The organism is Halalkalibacterium halodurans (genome assembly GCF_005671335.1).
GTDB classification, from domain to species: Bacteria; Bacillota; Bacilli; order Bacillales; family Bacillaceae_D; genus Halalkalibacterium; species Halalkalibacterium halodurans.
In genome coordinates, this window is record NZ_CP040441.1 from 2,963,607 (window position 1) to 2,989,179 (window position 25,573).

Sequence of the window (25,573 nt, forward strand, 5' to 3'; positions counted from 1 at the left end):
GTCATACTAGAGTGTGTAACCCATTGGGCTATAGCCAAGCGGTAAGGCAACGGACTTTGACTCCGTGATGCGCTGGTTCGAATCCAGCTAGCCCAGTAAAAAAAACGACGATCGTTCAACGATCTGTCGTTTTTTTATTATGATCGATCTCCGGCCATCCTTCGCACAGCTACACGCTCTTTCAAAATGAGCAAAAAGTTCACTCCGAGCAATAACGCAATAAATGGTCCAAAAAAGAGCCGCCTATGCAAATACCATCCATAAATCATTAAAAACCCGGCTATTAACGTAAGCACCAAGCCTAGTCCAATCAAGGCTTTCATTCACTACCACCCTCCTTTTTCTTCATTTCCTAAAGCACTAGCATGTCACAAACACTAAAAAATTTGCTACGATAGTAAAGATGAACTTTTAAGATAAGAGGAGGTCACTATGCGTATTGCTTTACATAACGGACAGCACGTCGATCTCGCACATTGTGACCGACAAGATTGGCAAAAGCTATATATGGCTAGTGTTGGACAAGAAATAAAATGTATGCACTGCGGAAAACCCGTTAGGTTACGTTTAACCATTCAGCATGAGCCTACCTTTGTTCACCGTCACCCGTCCGAGCTCTGTCTGCAAAAAGAAGTGGACTACATAGAACAAAAGCAACAGGTCAAGAGCAATCACACATCTTCGCCAACTGGAACATTCGTTGGGAGCTTTCGCTTACCGAAGCAACAAAAAATTTCAAACGGTTCAACTGAAATGATAAAAAAGTGGAAGGAACCTGAACGAATGACATCCTTCCCTCCTTTTATCCCGAATGAGGTGAACACAAACCAATCTCGCTCCCCTTTTGACGAACGCTTGAAGGAACAAGGAATTTTCTTAAATGACGACCAATGGCAGGCCATTACAACAACAGAAGGTCCTTTGCTTATTATAGCTGGTGCAGGAAGTGGGAAAACACGCGTTCTCACGACAAGGGCCGCCTATATGATTTCTGAACAACAAATCGATCCGTTGAGTATGCTGCTAGTCACTTTTACACAAAAAGCTGCTCGCGAAATGCAAGAACGGATGTCAACCTATTTTACTCTCCCTACCAATCGTTTAAAGCGGTTAGCTATCGGTACATTCCATAGTATTTTTTATCGAATCGCTGCCCATGCAACTCCTGAGAAGTGGCGAATGGATAAATTATTAAAATGGGATTGGCAACGAATGCAACTTTTAAGAGAGCATGGTCAGAAAAAGGGGTTGGATGAGAAAGAATTTGCTTACGACCAAGCGTTAACACAGATTAGTTGGTGGAAAAACCATATGCTCCATCCAGGTGACATCCAACCAAAGTCAACTTGGGAAGAAAACTGCTTATACCTCTATGAAGGATACGAGCATTCACGTATTAGCCAGCAATGGTTTGATTTTGATGATATGCTCATCGGCGCATATGAAACCCTTACACAAAACCACGAGCTATTAGCGCGGTACCAGGAGCGATTTCGTTATCTGTTTGTCGATGAGTATCAAGACATCAATAAAGTTCAGTATGAGCTCATCCGACTGTTAACACAAAAAGAGAAGAATATTTGCGTCGTTGGAGATGATGATCAGTCCATTTACTCGTTTAGAGGGAGTGACCCTTCTTATATTCAAGCGTTTGAACGAGACTATGAGCACGCAAAACAAATCGTCCTTAAAGACAATTACCGCTCCTCCCATCCAATTGTCATGTGTGCGCAAAATGTGATCCATCATAACAAACAGCGGATTGCGAAGTCGGTGCGTGCGCAATACGATTCAGAAAAGGCGCCTTTGCTTTTTTACCCTTATGATGAAGAGGAAGAAGCGACGATGATTTTAAGCGATATTCAGGAGAAGATTGCCTCTGGCACCTCACCTTCAGCATTTGCCATTTTATATCGTACAAATGTTAGTGTACGTGCGATGTTTGAACGGTTGGTCGCTTCGAATGTCCCATTCCGAATGGAGCAGGAAGGAGAATCATTCTACCAACGCTCCACCGTCCGGAAAGTGCTAGCCTATCTACGTTTAAGTGTGAATCAAGATGATCCGAAGGCGATGGAGGAATTGTTACCGGCTCTTTTTCTAAAAAAAGACACGCTTCAAGAACTAAAGGCGATCACGATCTTTCACGATTGCTCTTTACTCGACGCCCTCCTTCATCTTAAAAATGTACAGCCGTTTCAACAGAAAAAGCTAAAGAAGCTCCTTCCTTATTTTCAGAAGCTTCCACACCTTTCACCTACTCAAGCGATTAGCATGATCGAAAAACACATGGGGCTGACAGACTTTATTAAAAAGCGAGGCAATGAAGGGAATGTCATGGATCGGGGGTCTGATGATTTGAAGGATTTAATCGTTGCGGCTAACTCCTTTGCAACCATTCCTACCTTTTTGGATCATGTGAGTCACATGATTGCAAAGCATCACGAACTAAAAAAAGCACCTGCCCAAGAGGAAGCGGTTCAGCTCATGACCATTCATCGTGCAAAAGGATTAGAGTTTCAGCATGTTTATTTATTAAGCGCAGTGGAAGGAAGCCTCCCTCATGATTATGCTCTCGATGCCTGGAGAGAAGGAGACGATCGCCCATTAGAAGAAGAAAGACGATTGATGTATGTCGCGATGACGCGAGCTCAAGAACAACTGTTCATTTCCGTTCCATCGATGCGCCGCAGTAAAAACGCCCAGCGCTCCCGATTTGTACGAGAGATGTTACGCAATCACAGACAACACCAAAGAAAAGGAGTGGAACAATGAACGAGCAAGCGATCTTACAATCTGCTGAAGCATGGGTCAAGAAACAGCTCATGGATGAATACTCAGGACATGATTGGTATCACATTCGACGAGTTACACTAATGGCGAAGGCCATTGGAGAACAAGAGAAGGTCGACGTATTTGTTGTTCAAATCGCTGCACTTTTTCACGATTTAATCGATGATAAACTAGTCGATGATCCAGAAACAGCCAAACAGCAGTTAATCGACTGGATGGAAGCTGCTGGAGTACCTAGCCAAAAAATCGACCATACTATGGACATTATCAATACGATCTCGTTCAAAGGTGGACACGGTCAATCTCTAGCTACGCGAGAGGCCATGGTTGTTCAAGACGCTGACAGGCTCGATGCCCTTGGCGCCATCGGCATTGCCCGAACATTTGCCTATTCAGGTAACAAAGGGCAGCCCATTTACGACCCAGAGTTACCCATTCGTGAAACGATGACAGTAGAAGAGTACCGTCATGGTAAATCAACGGCTATTAACCATTTTTACGAAAAGCTATTCAAATTAAAAGATTTAATGAACACTGAGACGGGCAAACAGCTTGCGAAAGAGCGTCACGTGTTCATGGAACAGTTTATTGAGAGGTTTTTATCGGAATGGAATGGAGATATGTAATTGTTTATAGAGGTAGCCCGCATTGCGACTACCTCCTTTTCTGTTGATCTTTTACATTTCGTAAAAACCAATTCACTTCCGCATCATTTGTCTCAGGAATTTGAATGTTCTCTACTTTCCGTGACGGCTTTTTTTCCTGCTTTCGCTGTTGTAAAAATGAAAAATCTCCAGCTGAGGATGTAGGTGATAGCTGCTCCTCTGCCGCCTTCTTTCCTTCCTTTTCGTTGACGTCTACACGGTGCTCCACCTTGACCTCTTCGGTGGAGGTTGTTTCATTGTCAAGCTGTGGTTCAACTTTTTGCTCCTTTACTCCTTCAGTAGACTCCACTGCTTCTCCTTCGTGCGATTTCTCTTCTTGCCCTGCATCTTCAATCGCTTCTTGTTGCACGTCTTCTACTCGTTCCTCTACACTCTCCACCTCTGCTACTTTTTCCCGTGCTTGCATATTCTCAAGCTGTTCTTCTAGTTCAACAATGGTCGCTCTTAACCTCTCTCGTTCTTTTGTCATTTCCGTTACTAGTTCTTCTAACCGCTCATATTTGCTCAGCTGTGCAGACAACGCTTCATTTTCCTGTTTTAATTCATCAATCATCCCGTAGTAATAATCATTTTCGTATTTCTTCACACGAATTCGGTATTTTTCAAGCTCTGCTTCAGCATGAATGACACGCTGCTGTAATTGAACAGGAGTCAATCTTTCTAAGGAAAGCGTCCGCCGTTCGATTGACACTTGAATCACCTCTCATAGTTATCTCTTTCTACGTATATGATTCATGACTGCCAGAGATTCACCTGTCCTCTCTAAAATTAAGAGCTACTTGTTCTTACCTAATTAGTAAAAATAGAAAAAATCAGCTTATCTTCAAGTAATAATACAGACCCTTAATCCGCTATAGAAGGTTACGTTTCTAGAAGCGAAAAAAAAGATCACCTTATCCGAAGGCGATCCCTTGTTTTCAAAATCCTTAAGTTTTATATGTGAACTGGCTATTCCGTCATTCTTCGTTTAGCCCCACAGCAGGATTTCACTTTACTCTCTTGATTAGGCTTTATTTGTGGCTGGTTCGGTCTCACACGTGTTCTTGTTCTAGAGGAACTGCTTATCACTTTCTTTTTCATTTGATCCTCTCCTCCTTTTCAATCGAACGTTATATCTTATGAACACACATTGTCTTATGTTTGGACATTTCCCTAACTGCATATCGGCCCTCGCCTATTTTTCATTTTTATATCTAGGAAAGGAACACATTTTCACCCTACTCATACTATACAGTAGTCTGATTACCCAAGACATTAAACAGTTAAGGGTAAAAAAACTTAGGAGGTATTAAGATGGGCAAAGACTTACACAAATTGTGTATTCGAGTGCCAAAAGTGTTTGACTGGGTTGCACGTCAAGTGGATTTACCGCTCATTAGCTTTGATAATGAAGAACTTGACGCACTCTTTGGTTTCGATGATACAACAACTCCAGCAGAAACATTAGCCGATTTCTTGGCAAACTTTCCTGGATTTACTGTTCAAGCAGTCCTTCAAGATCAGACGGTCATTTGCCAAGAAATTCAACAAACAAATGGACGTCAAGAAATTTCAGTGACCATGCCAGATGGTGACACGGTTGATTTAGAGAAAGTAAAAGTTCTTCTAAAAGGGCTGCTAGTTGTCAACATCTTTGATGCGAATGGAAATCTTCTTCTTACATCTGATCCAATTCCATTTGCCACAGCGCAAACGTTCTTCCTTTGCGCCCCGGAAGGTACAGATGTCTTCTGTCATATGACATACTTCCAAGCCGATGCTGAAATCATCCTTACAGATGACTTTGAACAGCTCGACATCTCCATCGTCCTTTGCCTAGATGTGCAAATGGAAGCATTAGTAAAACTTGAAGTGGAAGGTGCATACTGCAAGCCACGTCCAGAATTGCCAATTACAGATCTCGTATGTCCAGAAGATCGTTTCCCACCACAATGTCCTGAAATTTTCCCAGGTAAACACGGTAAGCATTGCATTCCGAAATAAGTGGAAAGCAGGGTGGCCCGACCGCTCTGCTTTTTTTTAAACCCCGAGGGAATTTATTCACATTTTTTAACCATTTCGTTTCTACATGAGGGTTCATCGTTTCATGAATTCCTTCATACATATGATAAAGACGTTCCATGGATTAGCGAAAGGAGTTGACCTGCTTGAGCCGTCAAGATGTGAAACGAACACCCGATCAATTAATTCAGGTTAAACAAAAACTATTATACTATCAATCTGAATTTAAGAGGATCAATCGAGTAAATGAACAGCAAGCAGAAAAGTTAGTTGAACAAAAACAAACGATTGCTTCTCTCCTAGAAAAAGTCCAACAGCTGCAAGAGGTGAATGAAGCTGCTTCAGCAAACGAACCATCCCTTACAGATCGTGAGCCAAGCCCACCTGCTCAGTTAAACGCTCCTGATCAAACAGCCGTTGACGCTTTTTTCAACTACACGATGATCTTACCTAACATGAAAAGTGTAGATGAACAGGTAATTATTAAAGGAAACTTTCTGATCCATAACCGACGGCAAGAGCCGTTAAAGTCCCCAGTGATCTGTCTTGCTTTTAATAAACCTGGAATCGCCAGTTTGTCTGGTAAACTTGTTTTATCTAGCCAAAGACAACTAGATGAGGTGATCATTGATGATGAACGCCTTGAGGAGCAATGGGGATATGCACAAAAGGATGGGTATAAGCACGTAAGACGAACGGGTGAACATTGGCTCAAACCGCTTCACACGAACGAAATTGGAGCCAATGACATACTTAGCTTTTCTCAATTTGAAGTGGCGATCCCTTTAGAAAAAGAGGCAACACTGGTAATCCTTGATGGATTTGTTTATGGGGAAGGGCTGGAAGAAGGAATGGCTGCGAAAAATAAAGTGATGATTCAGGTGCCGTAACATGCTAAAGCTGCTATATGTTCCTTCTGGCTACAGTCGGATTTACTCTTATCTTGACCAGTCTATTTACGAGGCATTTTGTGCAAACTCACAACTAGAAGTTCAACGCTTCCACCATCTCCCTAGCCTGATGGAGCTCCAACAAATGTGTCAAACGTTTAAGCCGTCGTTCATTTTTACCCTACTTGGGTATAAATGGACGACACCTTTGTGGACATGGTGCAAGCGAAAAGGGCTCCCCGTTGTGACTTGGTTTACAGAAGATCCTTATATGATCGACCGATCTCTTGAGGTTCTCCCTTATACGGTCAAGCCGTTCACAATTGACCAAAATGCACTTAGCTTTTATAAACAGCAAGGGCACTCCAACGCGTATTATCTTCCCCTCGGGACGAACGAAACAGTTTATAGACCACTACCTTCAGCAAAAAAGGTGGATGTCACTTTGGTTGGACATCCCTATCCTGATCGAGTCGAAATGATTCGTTCCCTTGCCCTGTCAACCTCTTATCGTATTCGCGTCGTTGGTCCATGGCCGGAGCTACCTGACCATGTTTCCGTCATAAACAGGTGGGTCCCACCAGATAGAGTCGCTTCTTATTATAATAGTAGTAAGCTTGTTTTAAATACCTACCGTCGAAAGGATGAAAAGGGCAATCACAATTCGCAACAAATCGAAAATGTTAGTGTTAACAATCGAACGTTTGAAATTGCAAGCTGCAATGTCATGCAGATTAGTGAATATAAACAAGATTTATACAACCACTTTTCAAAGGATTCGATCGTTTCCTTTCAATCGCTGGAGGAGCTTATCAAGCAAATTGATTACTATCTGCTCCATGATAAGAAGCGAGAAAAAAAAGCACAAAAAGCGTATGAAGAAGCGTTAACACGCCATACCTTTCACCAAAGGATCACGACCATTATAAACAACCTAGCTCATATATAGCACAGGTCTTCGTACTTACATTCCCATTCGTTGCACGATCGCCTCTAAAAAACTTGCAATCCCAGCAATCGCTAAAAAAATAGTGAAAAAAGTAAAGGTTGTGGGCCATAGAAAAAAGCCCGTCAATAGAAAAGCGGCCATCCAAATTCCAGTACACCAATAGCAAGAGATGATCTTCCCGATAAATTTCCTCACTCCGCGTCCTTTTGGTTCAACCAATAAATACTCCTGCCCTTGCTCATCTTTCTTCTCATACGTGGTTAAGAACAGGCCGCGGACCCATTCAAAAATCTCATCAAATACAATCAGATGGGTGAGGCGAAACGTCGCTAAAGACAAGATCACAAGCTCAAGTGCTGAGATCAAGATTCATCCTCCTCTTTGCTTTTTCCCTATGTATACGCGTTCCGCTGCATGTTTCACGATCATTTTTTTCGTACAGACACACATTTTCTCTTGAGGCCATAGCCTAAAAGTGGAAAGCTTTGAGAGGAGAATGTCTATGTATCCATACACTCAGCAACCCTTTAATGCGTATCGACAGCAACCGATCGTTCAATACCTTCCCCCTGTTGTGATCGAACGCTACCTCAATCAGTGGGTCACGACGACGATTCCAGGCTATGGACGCGTGGTCGCATATGTGGCAGACTACAACCCTCGGACTGGCATGGTATCGTTACTTATCTACCCTCCACCAACGTACCGTCAGCAGTTCATTCAAGTTCACCATAGCGACCTTGTCGGAATTAGCCCGTACTTTGGTCCAACACCTCCTAGGCCACAGCCTCCTGGACCTCCTGTACCTCCTCGACCACCTTGGCCACCTAGACCTCGTCCTCCATGGTGGTGGTTCCCTTGGTTCCCATGGGGCCAATCAGGTCAATGGGGTGGAGGCGGATTTGGCGGAACTATGGAAGACTAGTTGCGGCAGAAAAAGGCTCCCAGTCATTTGGGAGCCTTTTACCTTTGTTATTATGAAAGAGATAAAATGTTATATCCGCTGTCTACGTGTAAAATTTCCCCTGTGATTCCTCTTGAAAGGTCACTCATGAGGAACAATGCAGTATCCCCTACTTCTTCTTGCGTAGTTGTTCGGCGGAGTGGTGCACGCTCTTCGATTTCTCTTAAGACGTCATTGAAGCCGCCGATTCCTTTGGCCGCAAGGGTGCGGATCGGTCCAGCGGAAATAGCGTTTACGCGAATGTTTTCCTTGCCAAGATCGTTTGCTAAATACTTTACGCTTGCGTCAAGAGACGCCTTCGCTACGCCCATAACATTGTAATTACGGACAACTTTTTCACCGCCTAAATAAGTAAGTGTTACGATGCTTCCTCCTTCGTTCATGAGCGGACGGGCCGCTTTCGCCACAGCCGTCAAAGAGTATGCACTAATATTGTGAGCTAATAAAAAGCCATCGCGAGTCGTATTTAAATACTCCCCTTCTAACTCCTCTTTATTAGCAAAAGCGATGCAGTGAGCCAATCCATGAATTGTGCCAACTTGCTCCTTGATGCTCGCAAATGTTGCTTCAACGGCTTCATCACTTGTCACATCACACTCTAATACGAGGTGATCATCACGCTCTAACGTTTCAACTAATCCTCTAACATTTTTCTCAAGTCGTTCTCCCGCATACGTAAAAATCAGCCTTGCTCCTGCATTGGCTAGGGACTGAGCAATTCCCCAAGCAATGCTACGCTTATTGGCGACGCCCATGACAACATATGTACGATCAACTAATGACAATTGAATCAATTTCGTCTCCTCCAATCGTGGATTTCAGAATTAATATTTGTTCTTAATACTTGGTCCTAATTATATCACGGTTCTCTATTCTTTTGAAGGGAGGTCCGTTCCATGCAAGTAAAACAGGGTAAAAGGATGCCTACGGAGACATCCTCTCAATCAAGTCTTTTTAATCTTCATAGGAACGTGAAGACATCATGCGCGGGACGTCGGTTCCTCTACTCCCTCTTGAATCGGTTTTCTCCGTTTCAGGAGGATAAATCATAATAAAGCTTTCGGGGTTGGCCTTCGCCAATACGTTTGGTAACTGCTCCAATTGCGGATGCCATGCGAGCGTTCCTCTTCTCGCGCTTAAAACGACGACGAGATCATCTGCTCGCAACGTTAACATCCATTGTTTGTGCCACTCATTCCATGAGGAAATTCCAACAACCGTCGTGCTCACATCAGGCTTGATTTCCTTAATGGTTTTTTCGTATGGACGTGCATCATCCTTAACAACAACACATACGAGTGTAGCACCCACTTGGTTGGCAAGACGTTTGACCGTTCGCAAGCTTCGATAGTACCCTGTCTTATGGTCGACACCCGACGGGAGGACGAGGACAATCCGCTTCGTCGTATTTAACGGATGCCCTAATTTTGACACGAGTACCATCTCTTCTGTCCGTTCTAGCAATTGATCGAGAATCCCACCAAAAATAAGCTGCGGCGTCGACCGCTTCCCATTCCACCCGATCACAAGCGTTGTAATTCTTGTTTCCTCAATAGCTCGGATAATTCCTGACGCAATATTCGGGTCAAGTCGCGTCAGCATTTGGATCGGAACAGAGGCGCCAGCTGCGTATGTCACGGCATGGGCAAGCACCTTTTCCGCTTTCGCCACCTCCGATTCTGCATCGCCATTTGTTCCTTGGGCAACCGTTAGTGGGTAGAGGGGCTCTGATGATTGGCCACGAACAATAAATGCCAGATCAAGCAAGGATTCAACCGTTTTCGGATTGGCGATTGGAACCATGACACGCTCAGGTGCTTCCGATGGATCAAATGGTTTTAGCTCTTCTTCTAATGCGAGCTTCCTCGCGTACTTCTCCACAACATATGGGCCGACCATACACGTCACTAGAATCATCACAATGACCGCATTAACAACAGCCGAATCGAACAATCCTAAGTCAAAACCGACGAGTGTTGCTGCTAAAGTCGCCGCTGCTTGAGGCACGGACAAACCGAACATGAGTTTAATTTGGTCCATGGAATAGTTGTAGAGCTTACCACTAATAAACGCAGCAAGAAATTTCCCTAGTTGGACGAAGATCACGACAAGCGCTGCTAAGAGCCAGGCGGAAGGGTCTCCGAGCAAGACCCTGATATCCATTAGCATCCCAACAGATAAAAGGAAGAACGGAATAAATAGCGCATTTCCGACGAACTTAATTCGGTTCATGAGGGGGCTATGTTCTAGGATGAACCGGTTCAATGCTAGACCGGCAAGGAACGCCCCTATGATCGGTTCAAGTCCTGCAAGCGTTGCCCCGTATGCCGTAACAAATAAGATCGACATGACGAAAATGAATTCTAATGCACCTTCACTGCTCATTGTCCGGAAGAACGACTTAGCCAAAATAGGAATAAGGATCAGCGTAATGGCCACATAAAGAACTAAGGAAACGGCTATCGTAAACCAAAAGGTTGAATTTAGTTCACCTTGTATAGAACCAGCGACAATGGCTAAAACCAAAAGGGCTAACGTATCGGTCATAATTGTGCCACCAACAGCCGTCGTGACCCCTCGATCTTTTGATATCCCTAGCCGGCTCGCAATCGGATACGCCAGCAGCGTATGGGAACCGAGAATAGAGGCAAGCAAAATCGCAGCCGGGGTAGAGAAGCCGAGAATGAACGTAAACACAAGGCCAAACAGAAATGGAATCGTGAAGGATAACGTACCGAAAAGAACACTTCGGTTACGGTATTTTTTAAAACCTTCGAGGTCAATTTCAAGTCCGGCGATGAAAATGATGTAGAGTAAACCGACGGTTCCTAACAGCACAATCGTCGGGTCACGGTCAAGTAAGGCGAAGCCGTTCGGTCCGATCACAACACCTGCAAGGATTAATCCGATAATTCCTGGGATTCGCAACCTAGACATCAACAACGGAGCAACGAAAAACACAACCATGGCAATCGCAAAAATTAGCACAGGATCTGTGATCGGATGATCAATCAAAGGGTCATCCTCCTTTCCACTTTTGTTTAACTTTTTCCAATCTTAAAGCCGACCAATCTCACTGTCAACTCATTTGTAGAACACGGATGTATTCAAGTATGCTTTACTTACTATTGATGTCATCATACCATTGTCGGGAGGAAAAGACATGCAATTCGATATTATTGGTGATGTACACGGTTGCTATGATGAGCTTATGGAGCTAATTGATAAACTTGGCTATGAATATAAACGAGGCAGTTATGATCACCCTGATGGTCGTTTGTTAGCCTTTGTTGGTGATTTAACCGATCGCGGGCCTCATTCTCTCGAAGTCATTCGGCTCGTAAGCCACATGGTGAAAAAAAAGACGGCCTATTATGTACCTGGAAACCATTGCAACAAGCTCTACCGTTACATGATCGGTCGAAAGGTTCAAGTAAAGCACGGCCTAGAAACAACGGTCGCTGAACTAAATGCTCTTTCTGAAGAAGAGAGAATCGAAGTCATTGCTCAATTTAAGGAGTTGTATGAACAGGCGCCCCTCTATCATTCTTTCCCTGAGGACAAGCTTGTGATTACCCATGCAGGAATTCGCGAGGACGACATAGGTTCTTACGGTAAGCGGGTGGAAACGTTTGTCCTATATGGCGATATTACTGGGGAAACCAACCCTGATGGTACACCGGTTCGTCGAGATTGGGCTGCAACCTATCAGGGAGATTGGTGGATTGTTTACGGGCACACCCCTGTTCGAAGGCCTCGCATCATTCATCGAACAGTGAATATTGACACGGGCTGTGTCTTTGGTGGGGCGCTAACTGCTCTACGCTTCCCTGAAATTGAGTTTGTTTCGATCCCTTCTAGGCAGCCACTCGTTTCTGAAAAATTTCGTAACTTTCCGGGTTAACCGTTGATCCGTCATGAGGAAATGTGGAAAAATAGCCATTAGGTGATGAATTTATGAAACGTTTTGTTCAATTCAGTCTAATAAGCCTCTTTATCGCTCTGTTCGCTGGGTGTCAAGCGGGGGAACCCGATATTATCGGAGACATAGAGGAAAGTTACATCAGCTGGAATGATGAGCGTGGGCAATTAACCATTTTTGCCCGCCTGTTAAATGAATCATCATCCGATGCTAACAATTTAACCGCTCGCTTTGAATTTGATCATCCTCTCTTAAAGGAACAAATTTCTGAAGAGGGCTATGTCGTATTCTCATCCAATGGCGAACCCATTCCTTTTTCCGTGTCCGGTGATGGAACTTACTTTCTTTCTGAGTCCTTCGATATTGACTGGGAAGTCCCGATTGAAGAATTAGCTGGTGATGTGTCGGTTACGATTTTTGATCGATATGGAAACGAAATCGCTCACTTTACCATTGAACACGCGATTGAAGAGTAGCAGGAAAAAGATTGCAACGGATAAACAATCCGGTCGCAATCTTTTTTCATTATTAAGCCTTCAGATGCCGAATCAGTTCCTTCATATCAGGGGGCAAACCTTCCGTAAATGTTTGTTCCACCTCTGTAAACGGACAATGGATAGTAAGCTCTGTACTGTGGAGGGCCTGTCTCTCGATCCCCTTCCGCTCCCCACCGTAAAGGTCGTCCCCAAATAGAGGGTAGCCCAAATAGGAAAAATGGACTCGAATTTGATGAGTTCGTCCCGTTTCAAGCTGCACCTGTACAATTGTCCCTTGATTAAGACGATCGATGACTTTAAAATGAGTAATCGCCAGCTGCCCATCTTCCCGTACTTCTCTTGTAATGAGGCTTTCTTCTTTTCGGGCAATAGGAGCTGTGATCGTCCCTTCTTGTTGCTCGATTTCCCCTTGAACGATCGCCACGTATGTTCGTTTAATGTTTCCTTGACGCTGCTGCTTTGATAATTGATCATGGGCTAATTGATGCTTGGCCACAATCAAGAGTCCGGAGGTATCTTTATCAAGTCGGTTCACCGCATGAAAGGTTGCAGCCATTTTTTGTCGCTGAAAATAATTAAGTAACCCGTTAGCAAGCGTCCCTTGCGGATGATCGCGGGAAGGGATCGTCGGAACTCCCGCTGGCTTGTTCACGACCAAGTAATGATCATTTTCATAGATAACATCGAAAGGGACTGGCTCAGCTATCATGGAAGGACTAGGGTACTCATGAGGGAGCTCTAAAGTGACTTGATCATTCACGTGGACGGTCTCGCGGACGGTGACCTCTTCCCCGTTCAACAAAATCGTGCCACCTTTAAACTTTATCGCTGCTAACGATCGTTTTGAAACGTGTTTTCCCTCGCGTAAAAATGTTCGTAACAACTCCCCGTCCCATTGTTCATCCACCGTCCATTCCACTTTCGCTTTACGAATCACCGATAAATGACTCCTTCACTCGTTTCCAAAAAGGAAAGGGTCTAAAGCGGGCGAAGCGAATTTTTTCTTCCGCCACTCGGCATTGAATCGATTTGACTCGCTTATAAGCAAGGGTAAAGTGATCGATTGTCACTTGAAGTTCCACCTGATTGAGCGGTTTAATCAAGCACGTGTGATGCTGAGGCAATACGAGCGGCGAGCCAATCGTCCGGTAGACCCGATTATTGATCGACGCCATTTCGGAAATTTGGATCGATGCTAAGGATGGGTGTAGGATGGCACCACCTAACGCTTTGTTGTAGGCAGTGCTACCAGAAGGGGTCGAAATGCAAAGCCCGTCTCCGCGAAACACTTCGAACACGTCCCCTTTAATTTCTACATTACTTACAAGGGAGCCCTCCTGACTTTTGACCGTACACTCATTTAAGGCGAGCAGTCGTTTCGATTCGCTCTCATCCGTATGACGAACCACAACTTCTAGCAAGGGATATTCGACAATTTGATAAGGTGTTTTTGCAATATGTATCACGAGTTTTTCCACTTCATCAGGAACCCAATCAGCGTAAAATCCTAAATGTCCTGTGTGAATCCCGACAAACGCAGTATCCTCTAACCGACTCGTATAGCGATGAAACGCATGCAATAGCGTCCCATCTCCACCGACGGTTATGACGATATCAGGCTCTTGCTCATCGAGCTTTAAGCCAAAATCGAGTAAATAGCGTTTAATTTTTTGCTGCAATGTGTTGGAAACGTCATCCCCTCTGGAAGTAACGGTAAAACGCATGCTGCCTCGCCTCCTTTTACGTCAATGTACGCCCTTGCTCCTGTTTTCGCGTAATAATTTGCTGGGCTTCACGAACTTCATCACGAATTTGTGACATTTCTTCATCAAGCCGAAAAGCTGCCTCTGCCGCCCGTTGCAGTCTTGTTTTTATGTTTAGCGGGATTTCTCCACTATATTTATAATTTAATGAATGCTCAATCGTTGCCCAAAAATTCATCGCCAACGTCCGGATTTGCAGCTCAACGAGAATTCGCTTTTCCCCTTCAATCGTTTGCACTGGGTAGCGGAGCACCAAATGATAGGAGCGGTAGCCGCTATCTTTTTTTTGCTCCACATAATCCCGTTCCTCCACGATTTCAAAATCCGATCGGGAACGAATGAGTTGAACGACCGTTTCAATATCCTCCACAAACTGAGTCACGATCCGAAGCCCAGCCAAATCTTGCATTTTTTCCTCTAATTGATCAAGGGGAATATTTTTCCGAATCGCTTTATCTAATATGCTTGAAATCGGTTTTACCCGCCCAGTAACAAACTCAATCGGTGTATGTTTGGATGATTTTTGATACTGTTCGCGAATTCCCTTTAATTTCACTTTTAATTCTTCAACTGCTTGCTTGTATGGTGTTAAGAAAACATCCCAATTGTTCACTAAATCACCGTCCTGTCAGGCTCTACTCACCGAACGCGTTTTGTACCGCCCTCTCCATCTCTTCTCCATAATTACCATTGCCAGCAATATTATCGATTAAATAACGTAATTCGTTATAGAAATTGTGACACGTAATCAACGTTTCTTGGTTAAGATGAGCGACTACCTCTTTCCCGCTGTTCATCCCTTCCTTTAGAACAGTCCATGTTGCTTCAGGGAAACGCAGGTAAAAGAACGTCTCCTCATCTTCAAGTACATACACGAAGGCATGATCGTCTGAATCAACGAGCATTCGCTCTGTCGCTTGTAATTGTTTAGCCTGTTCCCTTTTTACTTCTTCTTCTAATGTCGCCACCACTGTATTGTGCTCCAATCTAAGCTCGGCAACTGTTCCTTTATTCATTCTTAAATCCCTCCGAAAACAAATGACATAACCTTATTCAGTTTATCATATTTTCTCGTGCGTAAGAACTGATTGCACCATTGAAAAATCTCACGTGATCATGCAAACTAAGCGTAATAGCTTCGACAACTTTAATGATTGAAAGGACGATCATCATTGGGAAAAGAAATTGAAATCGAACGGAAAACACTCGTATCGAAGGAAACGTTCAAACGTCTCATTAGCCAACTACATATTGGAGAAGGTGATTTTAAGCTTCAGCGCAATCATTATTTTGAAACGGACGACTTCCAGTTAAAAAAACAAAGCTCGGCTTTAAGAATTCGTGAAAAGGAAGCTATATTTACCTTTACGTTAAAGCAGCCTCACCCTGCTGGACTTCTTGAAACCAATCAAACGCTTAGCAAACAGGAGGCCAAACTCGCCCTTGAATCGGCACACTTTCCAAGCGGTGAAGTGATGGACGCATTACGGGATTTGTCGATTCCTATTTCGCAGCTTAAACATATTGGCACCCTTTCCACTTCTAGAGCTGAAATTTCCTACGAGCAAGGCATTCTTTGTCTCGACCATAGTTCCTATTTAGGTATAGAGGATTATGAAATAGAGTTTGAAGGAACGAGCGAAGAACATGCAACAGTTACTTTTCAAGAAATCCTTAAGACATTCAGCATTTCGCAAGTTCCGACAGAAAACAAAATTCAACGATTCTTTTCAAAAAAAGAGAAAAATTAACGGTGAAGCTGTGATGCAGATATGGTATGATGGATGTAGTGAATAAGTACGAGGTGATGACAAGCATGAATCCATCCATCTTGGGGCTTCAGTCATTTCAATCAACACCCCAACCTTTTACAACAGCAACCAATCAATCTACATACTTTCAATCCGTCTTTTCTGCCTTTTTAACAGAACAGTTATTGCTCGGGGAGCAAATGAGCCAATCGAGCACGAACGATAAATCTGATTTATTTTTGGATGAAGCGACCAGGAGGAAGGTCCTAGGTCAGCAAGCTCAAGTAATCGCTTCATATGAACCTGTGCAAATGAACATTCAACAGTCACAGCCAGCGATGAGCTCGAATGAACTCTCTGCCCAATTTGACCAAGGGGAACGTTTCCGTCCGCTCATTAATGCAGCTGCCAAAAAATACGGTGTTGATCCGAATTTAATTTATGCTGTTATTAAACACGAGTCGAATTTCAACCCACTTGCGAAAAGCAGAGCTGGTGCCTCTGGTTTAATGCAACTCATGCCAGCAACTGCCCGTCAATTAAATGTGAATAACATGTTCGATCCTCAGCAAAACATTGACGGAGGAACACGTTACTTAAAGCAAATGCTCGACCGTTATGACGGAAATATCCAGCTTGCATTAGCTGCTTACAATGCTGGCCCGGGAAATGTCGATAAATATGGGGGAATTCCGCCATTTAAAGAGACACAACATTATGTTCCCCGGGTATACGGAACGTACTTAAATGCTTAGTTTTGACCTCAAAAAAGGTCTGGTGAGGAAATTTCACCAGACCTTTTTAAACTTGGCTCTACAATAAATGTTGGGGTTTTTGCACAAAAGAGGGCAAAAAAAAATGCACGCAGGCTCCTTTATCCATTATCCTTGAATTGTTGAGAAACAAAGAAAGGATAGGAGCTGCGTGTACGATGAATTTTACCATGGATTTGCCCGGATTAAAAGGTGTGAAGGTCACAAAGATGGAGGAACGAGAGGACTTTATCGCGCTCCATGTAGAAATGCCGCGAACGCCTCATCGTTGCCCATCCTGCGGGGAGAGAACCGAGAGAATCCATGATTACCGCATCCAAAAAGTTCAACATCTCAAGCTCTTTGAACGGTGGGTGTATCTATTCTATCGAAAGCGCCGGTACGCGTGCAGATGCGGGAAGCGGTTTGCGGAGAAAGCCTGTTTTGTAGAGCGATATCAGCGTCAGACAGTGGAATGGAATCAAGCGTTTCGCTTACGGCTCATTCAAGGGAAGAACTTTACGGACACAGCGAATCAATTCCAAACGTCCGTGACAACTGCCATGCGCCGGTTTGATCAATTGGCGGCCCCCCTCGTGAAGAAGGTGGATCACCTTCCTCCTCGGATTGCGATTGATGATTACAAAGGGGATACGAAAGCGGGGAAATATCAAGTGATCATTGCGGATGCAGATACACGGAAGCCACTGGATATCTTACCGGATCGTAAAGCCGATACGCTTAAACGATATCTTCAAGAGAAGGGTCATCATGTGAAAACAGTCGTGATGGATCTAAGTTATACCTTCAAGTCGGCTGTTCAAAAGGCCTTAGGCCACCCACTCATCATTGGGGATCCGTTCCATTTCTGTCGTTACATCTACTGGGCTCTGGAAGGGGTTCGCCGCCGAGTGCAAAAAGCGTTCCATCCGTATCATCGAAAACGATGTAAACGGATCAAACATCTGTTTCAGAAAGAGAGAGAAGGACTGGATGATAAGCAAAAGAAGAAGGTAGAGCGGTACTTAGAGCTATCCCCTGATTTAAGGGAAGCGTATGAGCTAAAAGAACATTTTCGTCAGTGGTATCAAGAAGCGAAGATGCAAGGAAGGGAAGGACGAATGAGCGAGGTGAAACAAGGGCTCTACGCCTTTTACCGAAGAGTGGAGGCGAGCCGGTTAAAGGAGTTCCACCGAGCCATTCAGACGCTGAAGAACTGGCAGACCGAGATCTTGAATAGCTTCGCGTTTGGCTTGAACAATGGTTTTATTGAAGGGCTGAATAATCAAACGAAGGTGATTAAGAGAAATGCCTTTGGTTTTCGGCGTTATGATCGCTTGCGAAACCGTATTCTCTTGCATCATCAATTCAAACATCAGACATTCGGGGTAGGATAAGAGGGGCTCGCCCTCCTATGCCACCCCAACATTTGACTAAGAACCTTAAACTTAAAATCAAACTACGCCTCACTCTTCTTGACTTGCACATAGGTAGAAAAAAATGTTGCCCCGCCGCCAAAATCAGATAAGTCTCCTCCTGTTAAGGTATTAAAATTTCCTTGTTGTTCATGTTGATGATGCCACCATACCCCGCGAGCGATGATAACACCTTGCTGACATGCCTCTGAAACGTTGGCTGTGCACGTTAGCTGTCCATGATCGTTGAAAAGACAAACACGATCACCATCATAGATTCCTTCTCGCATTGCATCTTTTTTTGAAAGCTGAACGACCGGCTTTCCTTTCGCGTATTCTATAAATTGAGAATTCAACCCTTTTCTTGACGGTGAAATGATTAGCTGATACGGAGCGGCTGCTTGTTTATATGGGATTTTTTCTGGTAAAGGTGGTAATCCTGCCTCGTGCATCGCCTCTGAATAAAGTTCAATTTTTCCTGACGGTGTTTCATATTCACCGATTTTCCACGGCTCAATTTGTTGCGCTGATAGATGTGTCGGCTTCCAACGAATTGGCTTTCCTGATAAAAACTGCTCCCAGACAGTGGAATCGACAGGGCTGTCTCCAAATATCGCCTGCTTCATTAACGTTTCGTCATTGTCGCGAAAGCATAACTCTTGAAAATGAAAGGCGTTTGCTAGCATTCGAAACAACTCGGTATTCGATTTGCTTTGACCGATCGGGGAAATCACTCGTCTCCCTAACTGCCAGTAAGGATGCCAATACGAACGATATACATCGTCATGCTCTAAAAAAGTCGTGGCCGGTAAAACGATATCCGCAAATTTAGCCGTATCGGTCAGCTGCTGTTCATGGACGACAACAAACAAATCGTCTCGGGCTAACCCTTGAAGCACCTTCCTTTGATCTGGAGCAACCGACGCTGGGTTGCTATTGTAAACAAACAATGCCAAAATCGGCTCTTGTTGACTAAGAAGGACCTTTCCTAGCTCATTCATGTTAACACGTCGTTCCTCATTCGTCCGTAAATCTGGACGGTGGAGAATATCGAAAGAATACTCACCATGTTTCAAGTTAAAATAAATCGCCCCACCTCCCTTCGCTTCCCAAGCTCCTGTAAGAGCAGGTAAACTAAGAATCGCCCTCGTACTCATTCCACCTGAATGGTGATGTTGCTGGCCATTGCCAATCCTAATAAAGGATCGCTTTTCTGTCCCGTACATGCGGGCTATCCTTTGAATGTCTTCTTTATTGATTCCTGTCATTCGTTCTACTCGATCTAATGAATAGGTGGCAACATGCGCTGCAAGCTCCCGAAACCCGACAGTTTGCCTTTCAATAAAAGAACCGTTAATGAGCTCCTCTTCGATTAAGACATGCTGAATGCCTAAAGCCAATTCTAAATCCGTCCCTGGTTTGATTTGAATAAACCAATCGGCTTGCCTTGCTGTTTCTGTTCGCTCTACATCAATAACAATAACCTTCGCTCCACGCTTACGAGCCTCAAGTATGTACAACCATTGATGGACGTTCGTTACGACTAGATTGCTTCCCCATACGATGACCAGATTGGCGAACCTCGTCTCCTCTGGTTGTAAGCCGACAGAGGCTCCCATCGTATAGCGAAAAGCTTCGGTTCCGGCAGCAGCACAGATCGTCCGTTCAAGTGTCGCAGCACCTAAACGGTGAAAAAAGCGTCGGTCCATGCTACCATTTTGAATGATCCCAATCGTTCCACTATAGCTGTAAGGCAATATGGCCGTTGGATTTGCGGAAGCTATAATTGCCTGAAATCGATCCACAATTATTGAAAGTGCCCGCTCCCATGATATCGGCTTGAATGCCCCGCTCCCCTTTTCACCTGTACGAATGAGCGGGGTTAACACTCGATGGGACCCATGTACTTTCTCACGGTAATGTTGCCGAACCTTCCCGCATATTACGCCCTCGGTTACGGGATGCTGTGGATCCCCATGGAGTGAAATCACTTGATCGTTCTCTGTTGTTATGATAAGTCCACACGTATCAGGACAGTTGTGAGGGCAGACACTTTTCCTCGTTGCCATTTCGATAGCTCTCCTTTTTCTTCACCAACTACTTCTCCATTTGATCATAACAAATGATAGCTCCTTTGAAAAAAGGCTGATTCCCCCCCTTTAGGAACAGATCATTTGCCCTCAGCGCAGGCTGTTGCTAAAATGAAGCATAGATAAGACGATGAACAACTAAAAGGGGATAAACATGGTTGAACTAAATCGTACGGTTTACGAGCGTATCGGTGGAGACAAAACGGTATCCGCCCTTGTGGATGCCTTCTACACGAATGTTGCAGGCGACCCAATTCTTGCGCCAATCTTTCCAAATGACCTTACAGAAACGAAACGAAAACAACAACAATTTCTTACGCAATTTTTGGGTGGACCTTCACTATATACAGAGGAACATGGACATCCTATGTTACGAGCACGACACTTACCTTTTCCAATCACGCCTCGTCGTGCAAAAGCTTGGCTCACATGTATGGAACGAGCGATGGATGAAATCAACTTGCCAAGCCCAGAGCGAGAGGAAATGATGGCACGACTGACGATGACTGCTCATCATATGGTCAACCAACCAGAGGAGCACCGCTAGAAAGGGGGATTGACCATGGCGCATCACGAGAATCAAACGAATTGCAATGACGAGAGGGGCATATGTAGCCTTGACTCCGACGTTGACGACCAGAAGCAAAAAAAGCGAAAGCCGCTCGAAATTTATACATTCATCGATCCACTATGTCCTGAATGCTGGGCGTTTGAACCCATTTTAAAAAAGCTACAAGTGGAGTACGGTCAATATTTTCGTATTCGTTTCATTGTGGCTGGGAAACTAGAAGCGTGGAATTTATGTCGTGGAAAATATAAAGGGGCCCAATCACGAGAAGATTTAGCTCATGTGTGGAGAAAAATCACCGAAACATTTGGGATGCCTTGTGACGGTGATGTGTGGCTAGAGGACCCTATCACGTCCTCCTACACGCCATCCTTGGCTATTAAAGCGGCTGAATTACAAGGGCCACAAGCAGGAGTGCGCTTCTTACGAAAGCTTCGGGAGCACCTGTTTTTGAATAAGCAAAATGTCACGAAAGAAGACATACTTATAAGCTGTGCCCAGCGTGCTGGATTGGATGTAAAGGAGTTTAAGCAGGACCTTCATTCAAAAGGAGCAGCTAAAGCCTTACGTTGTGATATGCAAACAACAAAGGAAATGGATGTGGACCTTGTTCCAACTTTCGTGTTTTTTAACGATAACGTAGATGAAGAAGGAATCAAAGTCACAGGTCATTACCCCTATCACATTTACGTTCAAATTTTGGAGGACATGCTTGGATTTAAACCAGAACGCCAACCTCCAATGTCGTTAGAACACTTTTTAAAGAAATATGAATTTGTTGCTTCGATTGAGGTTGCCGTTGTGTTTGACTTAGAGATCGATGAAGCGGAAAAGCAGTTAAAGAAACTAGTGCTGAAGCAAAAACTGGAACTGGTTCCGATGAAATACGGGAACTTTTGGAGATATTTAGAGTAGAAAAAAGACAGCCGAGAAAGCTGTCTTTTTTCTTTATGGGGGGAGAGAATGTGATGTGCTTCACATATATAATGTATCATACTGGAAACAGTAAAACAATGGGGCTCAATGATCGTTCAGAGAATTGACACATTCCTATTTCAGCAAACTTTTGCATACATTGAAAAAGAAACGATTTGTACATGGGAGGAATGAAGCACATGTCGCGCTTTTTGATCGGAGTCGGCCTTATCGGAACGATCGTAAGCTTCTATTTCTTACTTCTCTCTTTTCTGAGCATGTTCCCGCTCTTTATCTCCGCCCCCCTTCTTTTTGCTAGCATCTATTTAATTGTGTACCAGTTTCACCACCGCAACCGGTTTCGTGGGTTCTAAAGTGGGAACTGTTTTTCCCCTTTTACCTTAGTACGAAAAATAACCATGCAGTTCTATGATAGACTGCATGGTTATTCACCCTTTGTTTTAAAGGAGTGCCTCGATCTCATCTAACGTTTTCTCAAATAGAGAAAGAGCCTCTTGGATTGGTTTCTTTGACGTCATATCGACACCAGCATGCTTTAAAATGTCAATCGGATATTGCGAGCTACCAGCTTTCAAAAAGTCGAGATAGCGCTCAACAACAGGAGCTCCATCCTCTAAAATTTGTTTAGCAAGGGCAGTAGCAGCACTGTATCCTGTCGCGTATTGATAGACATAAAAATTATAGTAGAAATGAGGAATTCTTGCCCATTCAAGACCGATCTCCTTGTCAATGACAATCTCATCTCCAAAATACTTTACATTTAAATCATAATACAGCTTTGATAACAGCTCTGGCGTCAATGGAATGCCATCTGCAGATTGCTCATGAATAAGCTGTTCAAACTCAGCAAACATCGTCTGCCTAAAGACTGTTCCACGAAAACCTTCCAAGAAATGATTGAGCAAATAAATCTTTTCTTGCTCATTGTTTGTGTTTTTCACCATGTAATCATTTAACAGTGCTTCGTTTAAAGTGGAAGCGACTTCGGCAACGAAGATCGTGTAGTCGCCATAAGGATATGGTTGGTGTTTCCGCGAATAAAAACTGTGCATCGAATGTCCAAGTTCATGGGCTAATGTAAAGACATTATCAATATTATCCTGCCAATTCATGAGAATGTATGGCATCGTGCCGTACGCTCCAGAAGAATAGGCTCCACTTCGTTTACCTTTGTTTTCAACAACGTCAATCCAACGTTTCTCATAACCTTGCTTAATTTCATCTGTATAGCTTTCGCCTAGTGGAGCGAATCCCTTTAACACAAGCTCTTTCGCTTCATCGTAGGAAATCTTCATCTCCACATCCTTGACGAGCGGTGTATACAGATCATACATATGGAGTTCATCCACACCTAAAATTCGCTTTCTTAATTTAACATAGCGATGAAGTAAGTGTAGGTTGTCATTGACGGTTGAAACGAGTTGATCATAGACCACTTCGGGAATAAAATTGCGTGACAATGCCGCTTCCCGAGCCGATTTATATTTTCTTACATTTGCGTAAAACAAATCTCGCTTCACTTGACTACTCAGTGTAGAAGCAAAGGTATTCTTGTATTTTTCATATGTGGAATAAACCGCTTGAAACGCATCTTTTCGTACACGCCGATCTCCACTTTCTAAAAACTGCAAATATCTTCCGTGGGTGACTTCTACTTCTTCTCCATTCTCATTCACAATGGTCGGGAATGTCATATCTGCATTGTTTAACATACCAAATGTATTGCTAGGAGCGCTCGTCACTTCACTCGCCTGTGCTAAAATTGATTCTTCGGCTTCTGACAGCACATGGGGACGTTGCTTGTTTAGTTCATCTAACATATGACGATACAACGTGAGTGGTTCATGTTCATTGAGGAAGGTGTCGATCTTCTCTTTTTCGATTGACATAAGCTCTGGGACAACAAATGAAGCCGCTTGCCCAACTTGAGAAGCTAAGGTCTGCGCCCTATCATTTAGCCCTTGATAAAACGAATTGGTTGTGTCTTGGTCATAACGCATATGAGCATATGTATACAGTCGTCCCAATCGTTCGGTTATTTCATCCTGTTGTTGCAAGGCTGCATACAAAATCTCAGCAGATTGACTTAACTTTCCTTTAAACTGTACTAATGATGAAATAAGTCCCTTCACTTCATTAAATTCTTTTTCCCATTCTTCATCTGTACTAAAGATGGCTTCTAAATCCCATGTTAAGTCGACAGGGATTTCGCTTCTCTTCGGTAACGTTTTTGCCATGTTTCCGACCTCCTTCTAGTTGACTCTCTCCTAGAATACCGATTTTTTCTTAGGTTTTCCAGTCTTACCTATTTTAATCGCTACAATTCATGAATAGGTATTACATGATAACCTATTCTCATACAATGTTAAGTATGCATGATAGAATGCTTCATCTTGGGTGAGGGCTTCCTCAGCAGAATGTGGAAATGATCGTTCACGTAGGCGCACATATTGGTTGTGACCTGGGGCCTTTGCAAGTATCCTTGCTGAAACAAGTAGATCTAAATATCCTTTGATGGATTGTTCAAGATGAGAAAGGTGTTGAACGATAGGACGTAATTTGAATATGCGCTGGGATTGAAAGGAGCGTAAAACAGTGAGAAGTGGGAACGGGGCCATGAGCGGTTGTCGTTCGATGACATGGCATAATATCCAAGACTGCCAAAGGTATGTTGGAGTGGCAACCCATTCATGACCTTTGCTTGGCCAACCTGCTTCGATCGGAAACAACTGAGGATGTAAATTTTGTTCGTAGAGCCATGATTGGAAATGTCTTTGATCTGGTGAAGGGTAGGGGATTGGATATTGAAAACGCCACTGTTTCTTCTGCGTTAACCACGCATCGCTTGGTAAGCTTTCATGAGGTTTGAGAGAAGGATACACCCAATCTTGGAATGTTTGGTTAAGGTGAGCTTTTTCTTTTAGGACGGCTAACGTTTTTGTGAGAGAAATCGGGGTTATGTTTGAGAGGGTAAAAAACTTTAACGATGTTGGACAAAAATACCGTAGATGTAAATGTTCGTATGGATCTTTGCATAAAGCTAACCATTCAAAGGATTGAAGGCGAAAATGAAACGTCCCTTCCCGGTTCAACCGATTGCCTCCAAGAACCCAAATAGGGTAAATCCCTGCTCGCTTGTAGCCGTCCGTCCGCTTTTTTATCTCTTGAAGGGGCAATGAGGAACATTGATATTCGACAGCAACCAGTTGTTTATCCTTTCGAAGGAGAATATCTGGACGCTGCTGCAAAATCGGAAGATATACCTCTAGCGCCACTTCAAGCTTTTGCCGCTTTAGCCATTGATACAATAACCGTTTTCCTGATAAATGATAATGAGATTCTGGTTCCGTTGAGACACGGCAAGCTTCTTTAGATTGATGGGCGAAATGCCATTGCCGTTGTGAGCCAATCTTCAGTACGAGCTTTTCCTTACAAGCTGGGCAGTAGAAGCCCTGCTTCTTCTGAAGCGATTGCAACACCTCCTTTTGCCAAGAGTCGAGCAAGTTAACGGTTTGTCCATTTTGTAATTTTGCTGTGAGCATAGCAGCACCTCCCTCCTATTCCATTCGACCTATTATTACAAAATCCTGCTTCGTTCACATTATTTCTCAGGAAAT

26 protein-coding genes and 1 tRNA gene are annotated in these 25,573 nt (G+C 43.8%); 15 read left to right on the top strand and 12 right to left on the bottom strand.

Annotation, left to right across the window (positions count from 1 at the left end; all coding sequences use genetic code 11):
* Positions 1-24 precede the first annotated feature (24 nt).
* Positions 25-96: transfer RNA gene (locus FED51_RS14420), tRNA-Gln, on the top strand.
* Between the two features lie 41 nt (positions 97-137).
* On the opposite strand, the gene FED51_RS14425 is transcribed toward FED51_RS14420, so the two are convergent.
* Complete coding sequence (locus FED51_RS14425) at positions 138-323, bottom strand: hypothetical protein (RefSeq protein WP_134229388.1); 186 nt, start codon at positions 321-323, stop codon at positions 138-140.
* Between the two features lie 109 nt (positions 324-432).
* On the opposite strand from FED51_RS14425, the gene FED51_RS14430 reads away from it, so the two are divergent.
* The gene (locus FED51_RS14430) at positions 433-2,775 is read left to right on the top strand and encodes an ATP-dependent helicase (RefSeq protein WP_138090643.1); all 2,343 of its coding nucleotides are present in this window, start codon (positions 433-435) and stop codon (positions 2,773-2,775) included.
* Positions 2,772-3,419 carry an HD domain-containing protein gene (locus tag FED51_RS14435; protein ID WP_010898983.1) on the top strand — a complete coding sequence of 216 codons (648 nt, stop codon included), beginning with the start codon at positions 2,772-2,774 and terminating at the stop codon, positions 3,417-3,419. Before FED51_RS14430 ends, FED51_RS14435 begins: the two co-directional genes overlap by 4 nt.
* A 28-nt stretch (positions 3,420-3,447) precedes the next feature.
* Here the strand turns inward: FED51_RS14435 and FED51_RS14440 are convergent, their stop codons facing one another.
* A complete protein-coding gene (locus tag FED51_RS14440; RefSeq protein WP_134229390.1) occupies positions 3,448-4,149 on the bottom strand; it encodes a hypothetical protein in 702 nt (233 codons plus the stop codon).
* Between the two features lie 602 nt (positions 4,150-4,751).
* Between FED51_RS14440 and FED51_RS14445 the strand changes: the two genes are divergently transcribed.
* The 3 genes from FED51_RS14445 (at position 4,752) to FED51_RS14455 (ending at position 7,298) form a co-directional block, all read left to right on the top strand.
* Positions 4,752-5,441 carry a BMQ_0737 family morphogenetic spore coat protein gene (locus FED51_RS14445; RefSeq protein WP_010898985.1) on the top strand — a complete coding sequence of 230 codons (690 nt, stop codon included), beginning with the start codon at positions 4,752-4,754 and terminating at the stop codon, positions 5,439-5,441.
* A gap of 164 nt (positions 5,442-5,605) precedes the next feature.
* Entirely contained in the window at positions 5,606-6,349 is a 744-nt protein-coding gene (locus FED51_RS14450) for a hypothetical protein (RefSeq protein WP_138090645.1), read from the top strand.
* 1 nt (position 6,350) lies between these two features.
* Complete coding sequence (locus tag FED51_RS14455) at positions 6,351-7,298, top strand: CgeB family protein (RefSeq protein ID WP_053430693.1); 948 nt, start codon at positions 6,351-6,353, stop codon at positions 7,296-7,298.
* 15 nt (positions 7,299-7,313) lie between these two features.
* On the opposite strand, the gene FED51_RS14460 is transcribed toward FED51_RS14455, so the two are convergent.
* Complete coding sequence (locus tag FED51_RS14460) at positions 7,314-7,664, bottom strand: DUF1360 domain-containing protein (RefSeq protein WP_010898988.1); 351 nt, start codon at positions 7,662-7,664, stop codon at positions 7,314-7,316.
* 136 nt (positions 7,665-7,800) lie between these two features.
* On the opposite strand from FED51_RS14460, the gene FED51_RS21165 reads away from it, so the two are divergent.
* Entirely contained in the window at positions 7,801-8,223 is a 423-nt protein-coding gene (locus FED51_RS21165) for a hypothetical protein (protein ID WP_053430692.1), read from the top strand.
* Between the two features lie 50 nt (positions 8,224-8,273).
* On the opposite strand, the gene fabI is transcribed toward FED51_RS21165, so the two are convergent.
* Both fabI and FED51_RS14475 read right to left on the bottom strand, forming a co-directional pair.
* The gene (gene fabI / locus FED51_RS14470) at positions 8,274-9,053 is read right to left on the bottom strand and encodes an enoyl-ACP reductase FabI (RefSeq protein ID WP_050769032.1); all 780 of its coding nucleotides are present in this window, start codon (positions 9,051-9,053) and stop codon (positions 8,274-8,276) included.
* 163 nt (positions 9,054-9,216) lie between these two features.
* Complete coding sequence (locus FED51_RS14475) at positions 9,217-11,277, bottom strand: cation:proton antiporter domain-containing protein (protein ID WP_053430691.1); 2,061 nt, start codon at positions 11,275-11,277, stop codon at positions 9,217-9,219.
* Between the two features lie 148 nt (positions 11,278-11,425).
* Between FED51_RS14475 and prpE the strand changes: the two genes are divergently transcribed.
* Together prpE and FED51_RS14485 are read left to right on the top strand one after the other, a co-directional pair.
* Positions 11,426-12,166: a bis(5'-nucleosyl)-tetraphosphatase PrpE gene (gene prpE, locus FED51_RS14480; protein ID WP_010898992.1), complete on the top strand. Its 741-nt coding sequence runs from the start codon at positions 11,426-11,428 to the stop codon at positions 12,164-12,166.
* A gap of 53 nt (positions 12,167-12,219) precedes the next feature.
* A complete protein-coding gene (locus FED51_RS14485) occupies positions 12,220-12,660 on the top strand; it encodes a hypothetical protein (RefSeq protein ID WP_053430690.1) in 441 nt (146 codons plus the stop codon).
* A 52-nt stretch (positions 12,661-12,712) separates the two neighbouring features.
* Here the strand turns inward: FED51_RS14485 and FED51_RS14490 are convergent, their stop codons facing one another.
* Genes FED51_RS14490 through FED51_RS14505 form a run of 4 tightly spaced genes read right to left on the bottom strand, consistent with a single transcriptional unit; the run spans position 12,713 to position 15,460 of the window.
* Complete coding sequence (locus FED51_RS14490; protein WP_138090647.1) at positions 12,713-13,618, bottom strand: RluA family pseudouridine synthase; 906 nt, start codon at positions 13,616-13,618, stop codon at positions 12,713-12,715.
* Entirely contained in the window at positions 13,608-14,405 is a 798-nt protein-coding gene (locus tag FED51_RS14495) for an NAD kinase (RefSeq protein ID WP_053430689.1), read from the bottom strand. The genes FED51_RS14490 and FED51_RS14495 overlap by 11 nt, the downstream gene beginning before the upstream one ends.
* 16 nt (positions 14,406-14,421) lie before the next feature.
* Entirely contained in the window at positions 14,422-15,057 is a 636-nt protein-coding gene (gene yjbM, locus FED51_RS14500) for a GTP diphosphokinase (protein WP_010898996.1), read from the bottom strand.
* A gap of 22 nt (positions 15,058-15,079) precedes the next feature.
* Positions 15,080-15,460, bottom strand: a complete 381-nt coding sequence (locus FED51_RS14505) for a UPF0738 family protein (RefSeq protein WP_010898997.1) — start codon at positions 15,458-15,460, stop codon at positions 15,080-15,082.
* Positions 15,461-15,616: 156 nt separating this feature from the next.
* On the opposite strand from FED51_RS14505, the gene FED51_RS14510 reads away from it, so the two are divergent.
* The 3 genes from FED51_RS14510 (at position 15,617) to FED51_RS14520 (ending at position 18,344) form a co-directional block, all read left to right on the top strand.
* Positions 15,617-16,195 carry a CYTH domain-containing protein gene (locus FED51_RS14510; RefSeq protein ID WP_010898998.1) on the top strand — a complete coding sequence of 193 codons (579 nt, stop codon included), beginning with the start codon at positions 15,617-15,619 and terminating at the stop codon, positions 16,193-16,195.
* 56 nt (positions 16,196-16,251) lie between these two features.
* Positions 16,252-16,950 carry a lytic transglycosylase domain-containing protein gene (locus tag FED51_RS21490; protein WP_010898999.1) on the top strand — a complete coding sequence of 233 codons (699 nt, stop codon included), beginning with the start codon at positions 16,252-16,254 and terminating at the stop codon, positions 16,948-16,950.
* Positions 16,951-17,126: 176 nt separating this feature from the next.
* Positions 17,127-18,344 (top strand): ISL3-like element IS651 family transposase, encoded by a 1,218-nt coding sequence (locus FED51_RS14520; protein WP_138090649.1) that lies wholly within the window; start codon positions 17,127-17,129, stop codon positions 18,342-18,344.
* 62 nt (positions 18,345-18,406) lie between these two features.
* On the opposite strand, the gene FED51_RS14525 is transcribed toward FED51_RS14520, so the two are convergent.
* A complete protein-coding gene (locus FED51_RS14525) occupies positions 18,407-20,431 on the bottom strand; it encodes a molybdopterin-dependent oxidoreductase (protein ID WP_053430688.1) in 2,025 nt (674 codons plus the stop codon).
* Between the two features lie 175 nt (positions 20,432-20,606).
* Between FED51_RS14525 and FED51_RS14530 the strand changes: the two genes are divergently transcribed.
* The 3 genes from FED51_RS14530 to FED51_RS21170 all read left to right on the top strand — a co-directional run bounded on the left by FED51_RS14530 (position 20,607) and on the right by FED51_RS21170 (position 22,309).
* Positions 20,607-20,999 carry a globin domain-containing protein gene (locus tag FED51_RS14530; protein WP_010899001.1) on the top strand — a complete coding sequence of 131 codons (393 nt, stop codon included), beginning with the start codon at positions 20,607-20,609 and terminating at the stop codon, positions 20,997-20,999.
* Positions 21,000-21,014: 15 nt separating this feature from the next.
* A complete protein-coding gene (locus tag FED51_RS14535) occupies positions 21,015-21,935 on the top strand; it encodes a ClpXP adapter SpxH family protein (RefSeq protein ID WP_053430687.1) in 921 nt (306 codons plus the stop codon).
* Between the two features lie 200 nt (positions 21,936-22,135).
* The gene (locus FED51_RS21170; RefSeq protein WP_166740050.1) at positions 22,136-22,309 is read left to right on the top strand and encodes a hypothetical protein; all 174 of its coding nucleotides are present in this window, start codon (positions 22,136-22,138) and stop codon (positions 22,307-22,309) included.
* Positions 22,310-22,396: 87 nt separating this feature from the next.
* Here FED51_RS21170 and pepF read toward each other — a convergent pair whose 3' ends face one another.
* Both pepF and FED51_RS14545 read right to left on the bottom strand, forming a co-directional pair.
* Complete coding sequence (gene pepF, locus FED51_RS14540) at positions 22,397-24,193, bottom strand: oligoendopeptidase F (RefSeq protein ID WP_053430686.1); 1,797 nt, start codon at positions 24,191-24,193, stop codon at positions 22,397-22,399.
* Between the two features lie 87 nt (positions 24,194-24,280).
* Positions 24,281-25,498: a competence protein CoiA family protein gene (locus tag FED51_RS14545; RefSeq protein ID WP_053430685.1), complete on the bottom strand. Its 1,218-nt coding sequence runs from the start codon at positions 25,496-25,498 to the stop codon at positions 24,281-24,283.
* Positions 25,499-25,573: the final 75 nt, after the last annotated feature.

Coding starts and splice junctions, on each gene's coding strand:
- FED51_RS14425 (WP_134229388.1), bottom strand. CDS start 323: ATGAAAGCCTTGATTGGACTAGGCTTGGTGCTTACGTTAATAGCCGGG.
- FED51_RS14430 (WP_138090643.1), top strand. CDS start 433: ATGCGTATTGCTTTACATAACGGACAGCACGTCGATCTCGCACATTGT.
- FED51_RS14435 (WP_010898983.1), top strand. CDS start 2,772: ATGAACGAGCAAGCGATCTTACAATCTGCTGAAGCATGGGTCAAGAAA.
- FED51_RS14445 (WP_010898985.1), top strand. CDS start 4,752: ATGGGCAAAGACTTACACAAATTGTGTATTCGAGTGCCAAAAGTGTTT.
- FED51_RS14455 (WP_053430693.1), top strand. CDS start 6,351: ATGCTAAAGCTGCTATATGTTCCTTCTGGCTACAGTCGGATTTACTCT.
- FED51_RS21165 (WP_053430692.1), top strand. CDS start 7,801: ATGTATCCATACACTCAGCAACCCTTTAATGCGTATCGACAGCAACCG.
- prpE (WP_010898992.1), top strand. CDS start 11,426: ATGCAATTCGATATTATTGGTGATGTACACGGTTGCTATGATGAGCTT.
- FED51_RS14485 (WP_053430690.1), top strand. CDS start 12,220: ATGAAACGTTTTGTTCAATTCAGTCTAATAAGCCTCTTTATCGCTCTG.
- FED51_RS14495 (WP_053430689.1), bottom strand. CDS start 14,405: ATGCGTTTTACCGTTACTTCCAGAGGGGATGACGTTTCCAACACATTG.
- FED51_RS14505 (WP_010898997.1), bottom strand. CDS start 15,460: ATGAATAAAGGAACAGTTGCCGAGCTTAGATTGGAGCACAATACAGTG.
- FED51_RS21490 (WP_010898999.1), top strand. CDS start 16,252: ATGACAAGCATGAATCCATCCATCTTGGGGCTTCAGTCATTTCAATCA.
- FED51_RS14520 (WP_138090649.1), top strand. CDS start 17,127: ATGAATTTTACCATGGATTTGCCCGGATTAAAAGGTGTGAAGGTCACA.
- FED51_RS14525 (WP_053430688.1), bottom strand. CDS start 20,431: ATGGCAACGAGGAAAAGTGTCTGCCCTCACAACTGTCCTGATACGTGT.
- FED51_RS14530 (WP_010899001.1), top strand. CDS start 20,607: ATGGTTGAACTAAATCGTACGGTTTACGAGCGTATCGGTGGAGACAAA.
- FED51_RS14535 (WP_053430687.1), top strand. CDS start 21,015: ATGGCGCATCACGAGAATCAAACGAATTGCAATGACGAGAGGGGCATA.
- FED51_RS21170 (WP_166740050.1), top strand. CDS start 22,136: ATGTCGCGCTTTTTGATCGGAGTCGGCCTTATCGGAACGATCGTAAGC.
- pepF (WP_053430686.1), bottom strand. CDS start 24,193: ATGGCAAAAACGTTACCGAAGAGAAGCGAAATCCCTGTCGACTTAACA.
- FED51_RS14545 (WP_053430685.1), bottom strand. CDS start 25,498: ATGCTCACAGCAAAATTACAAAATGGACAAACCGTTAACTTGCTCGAC.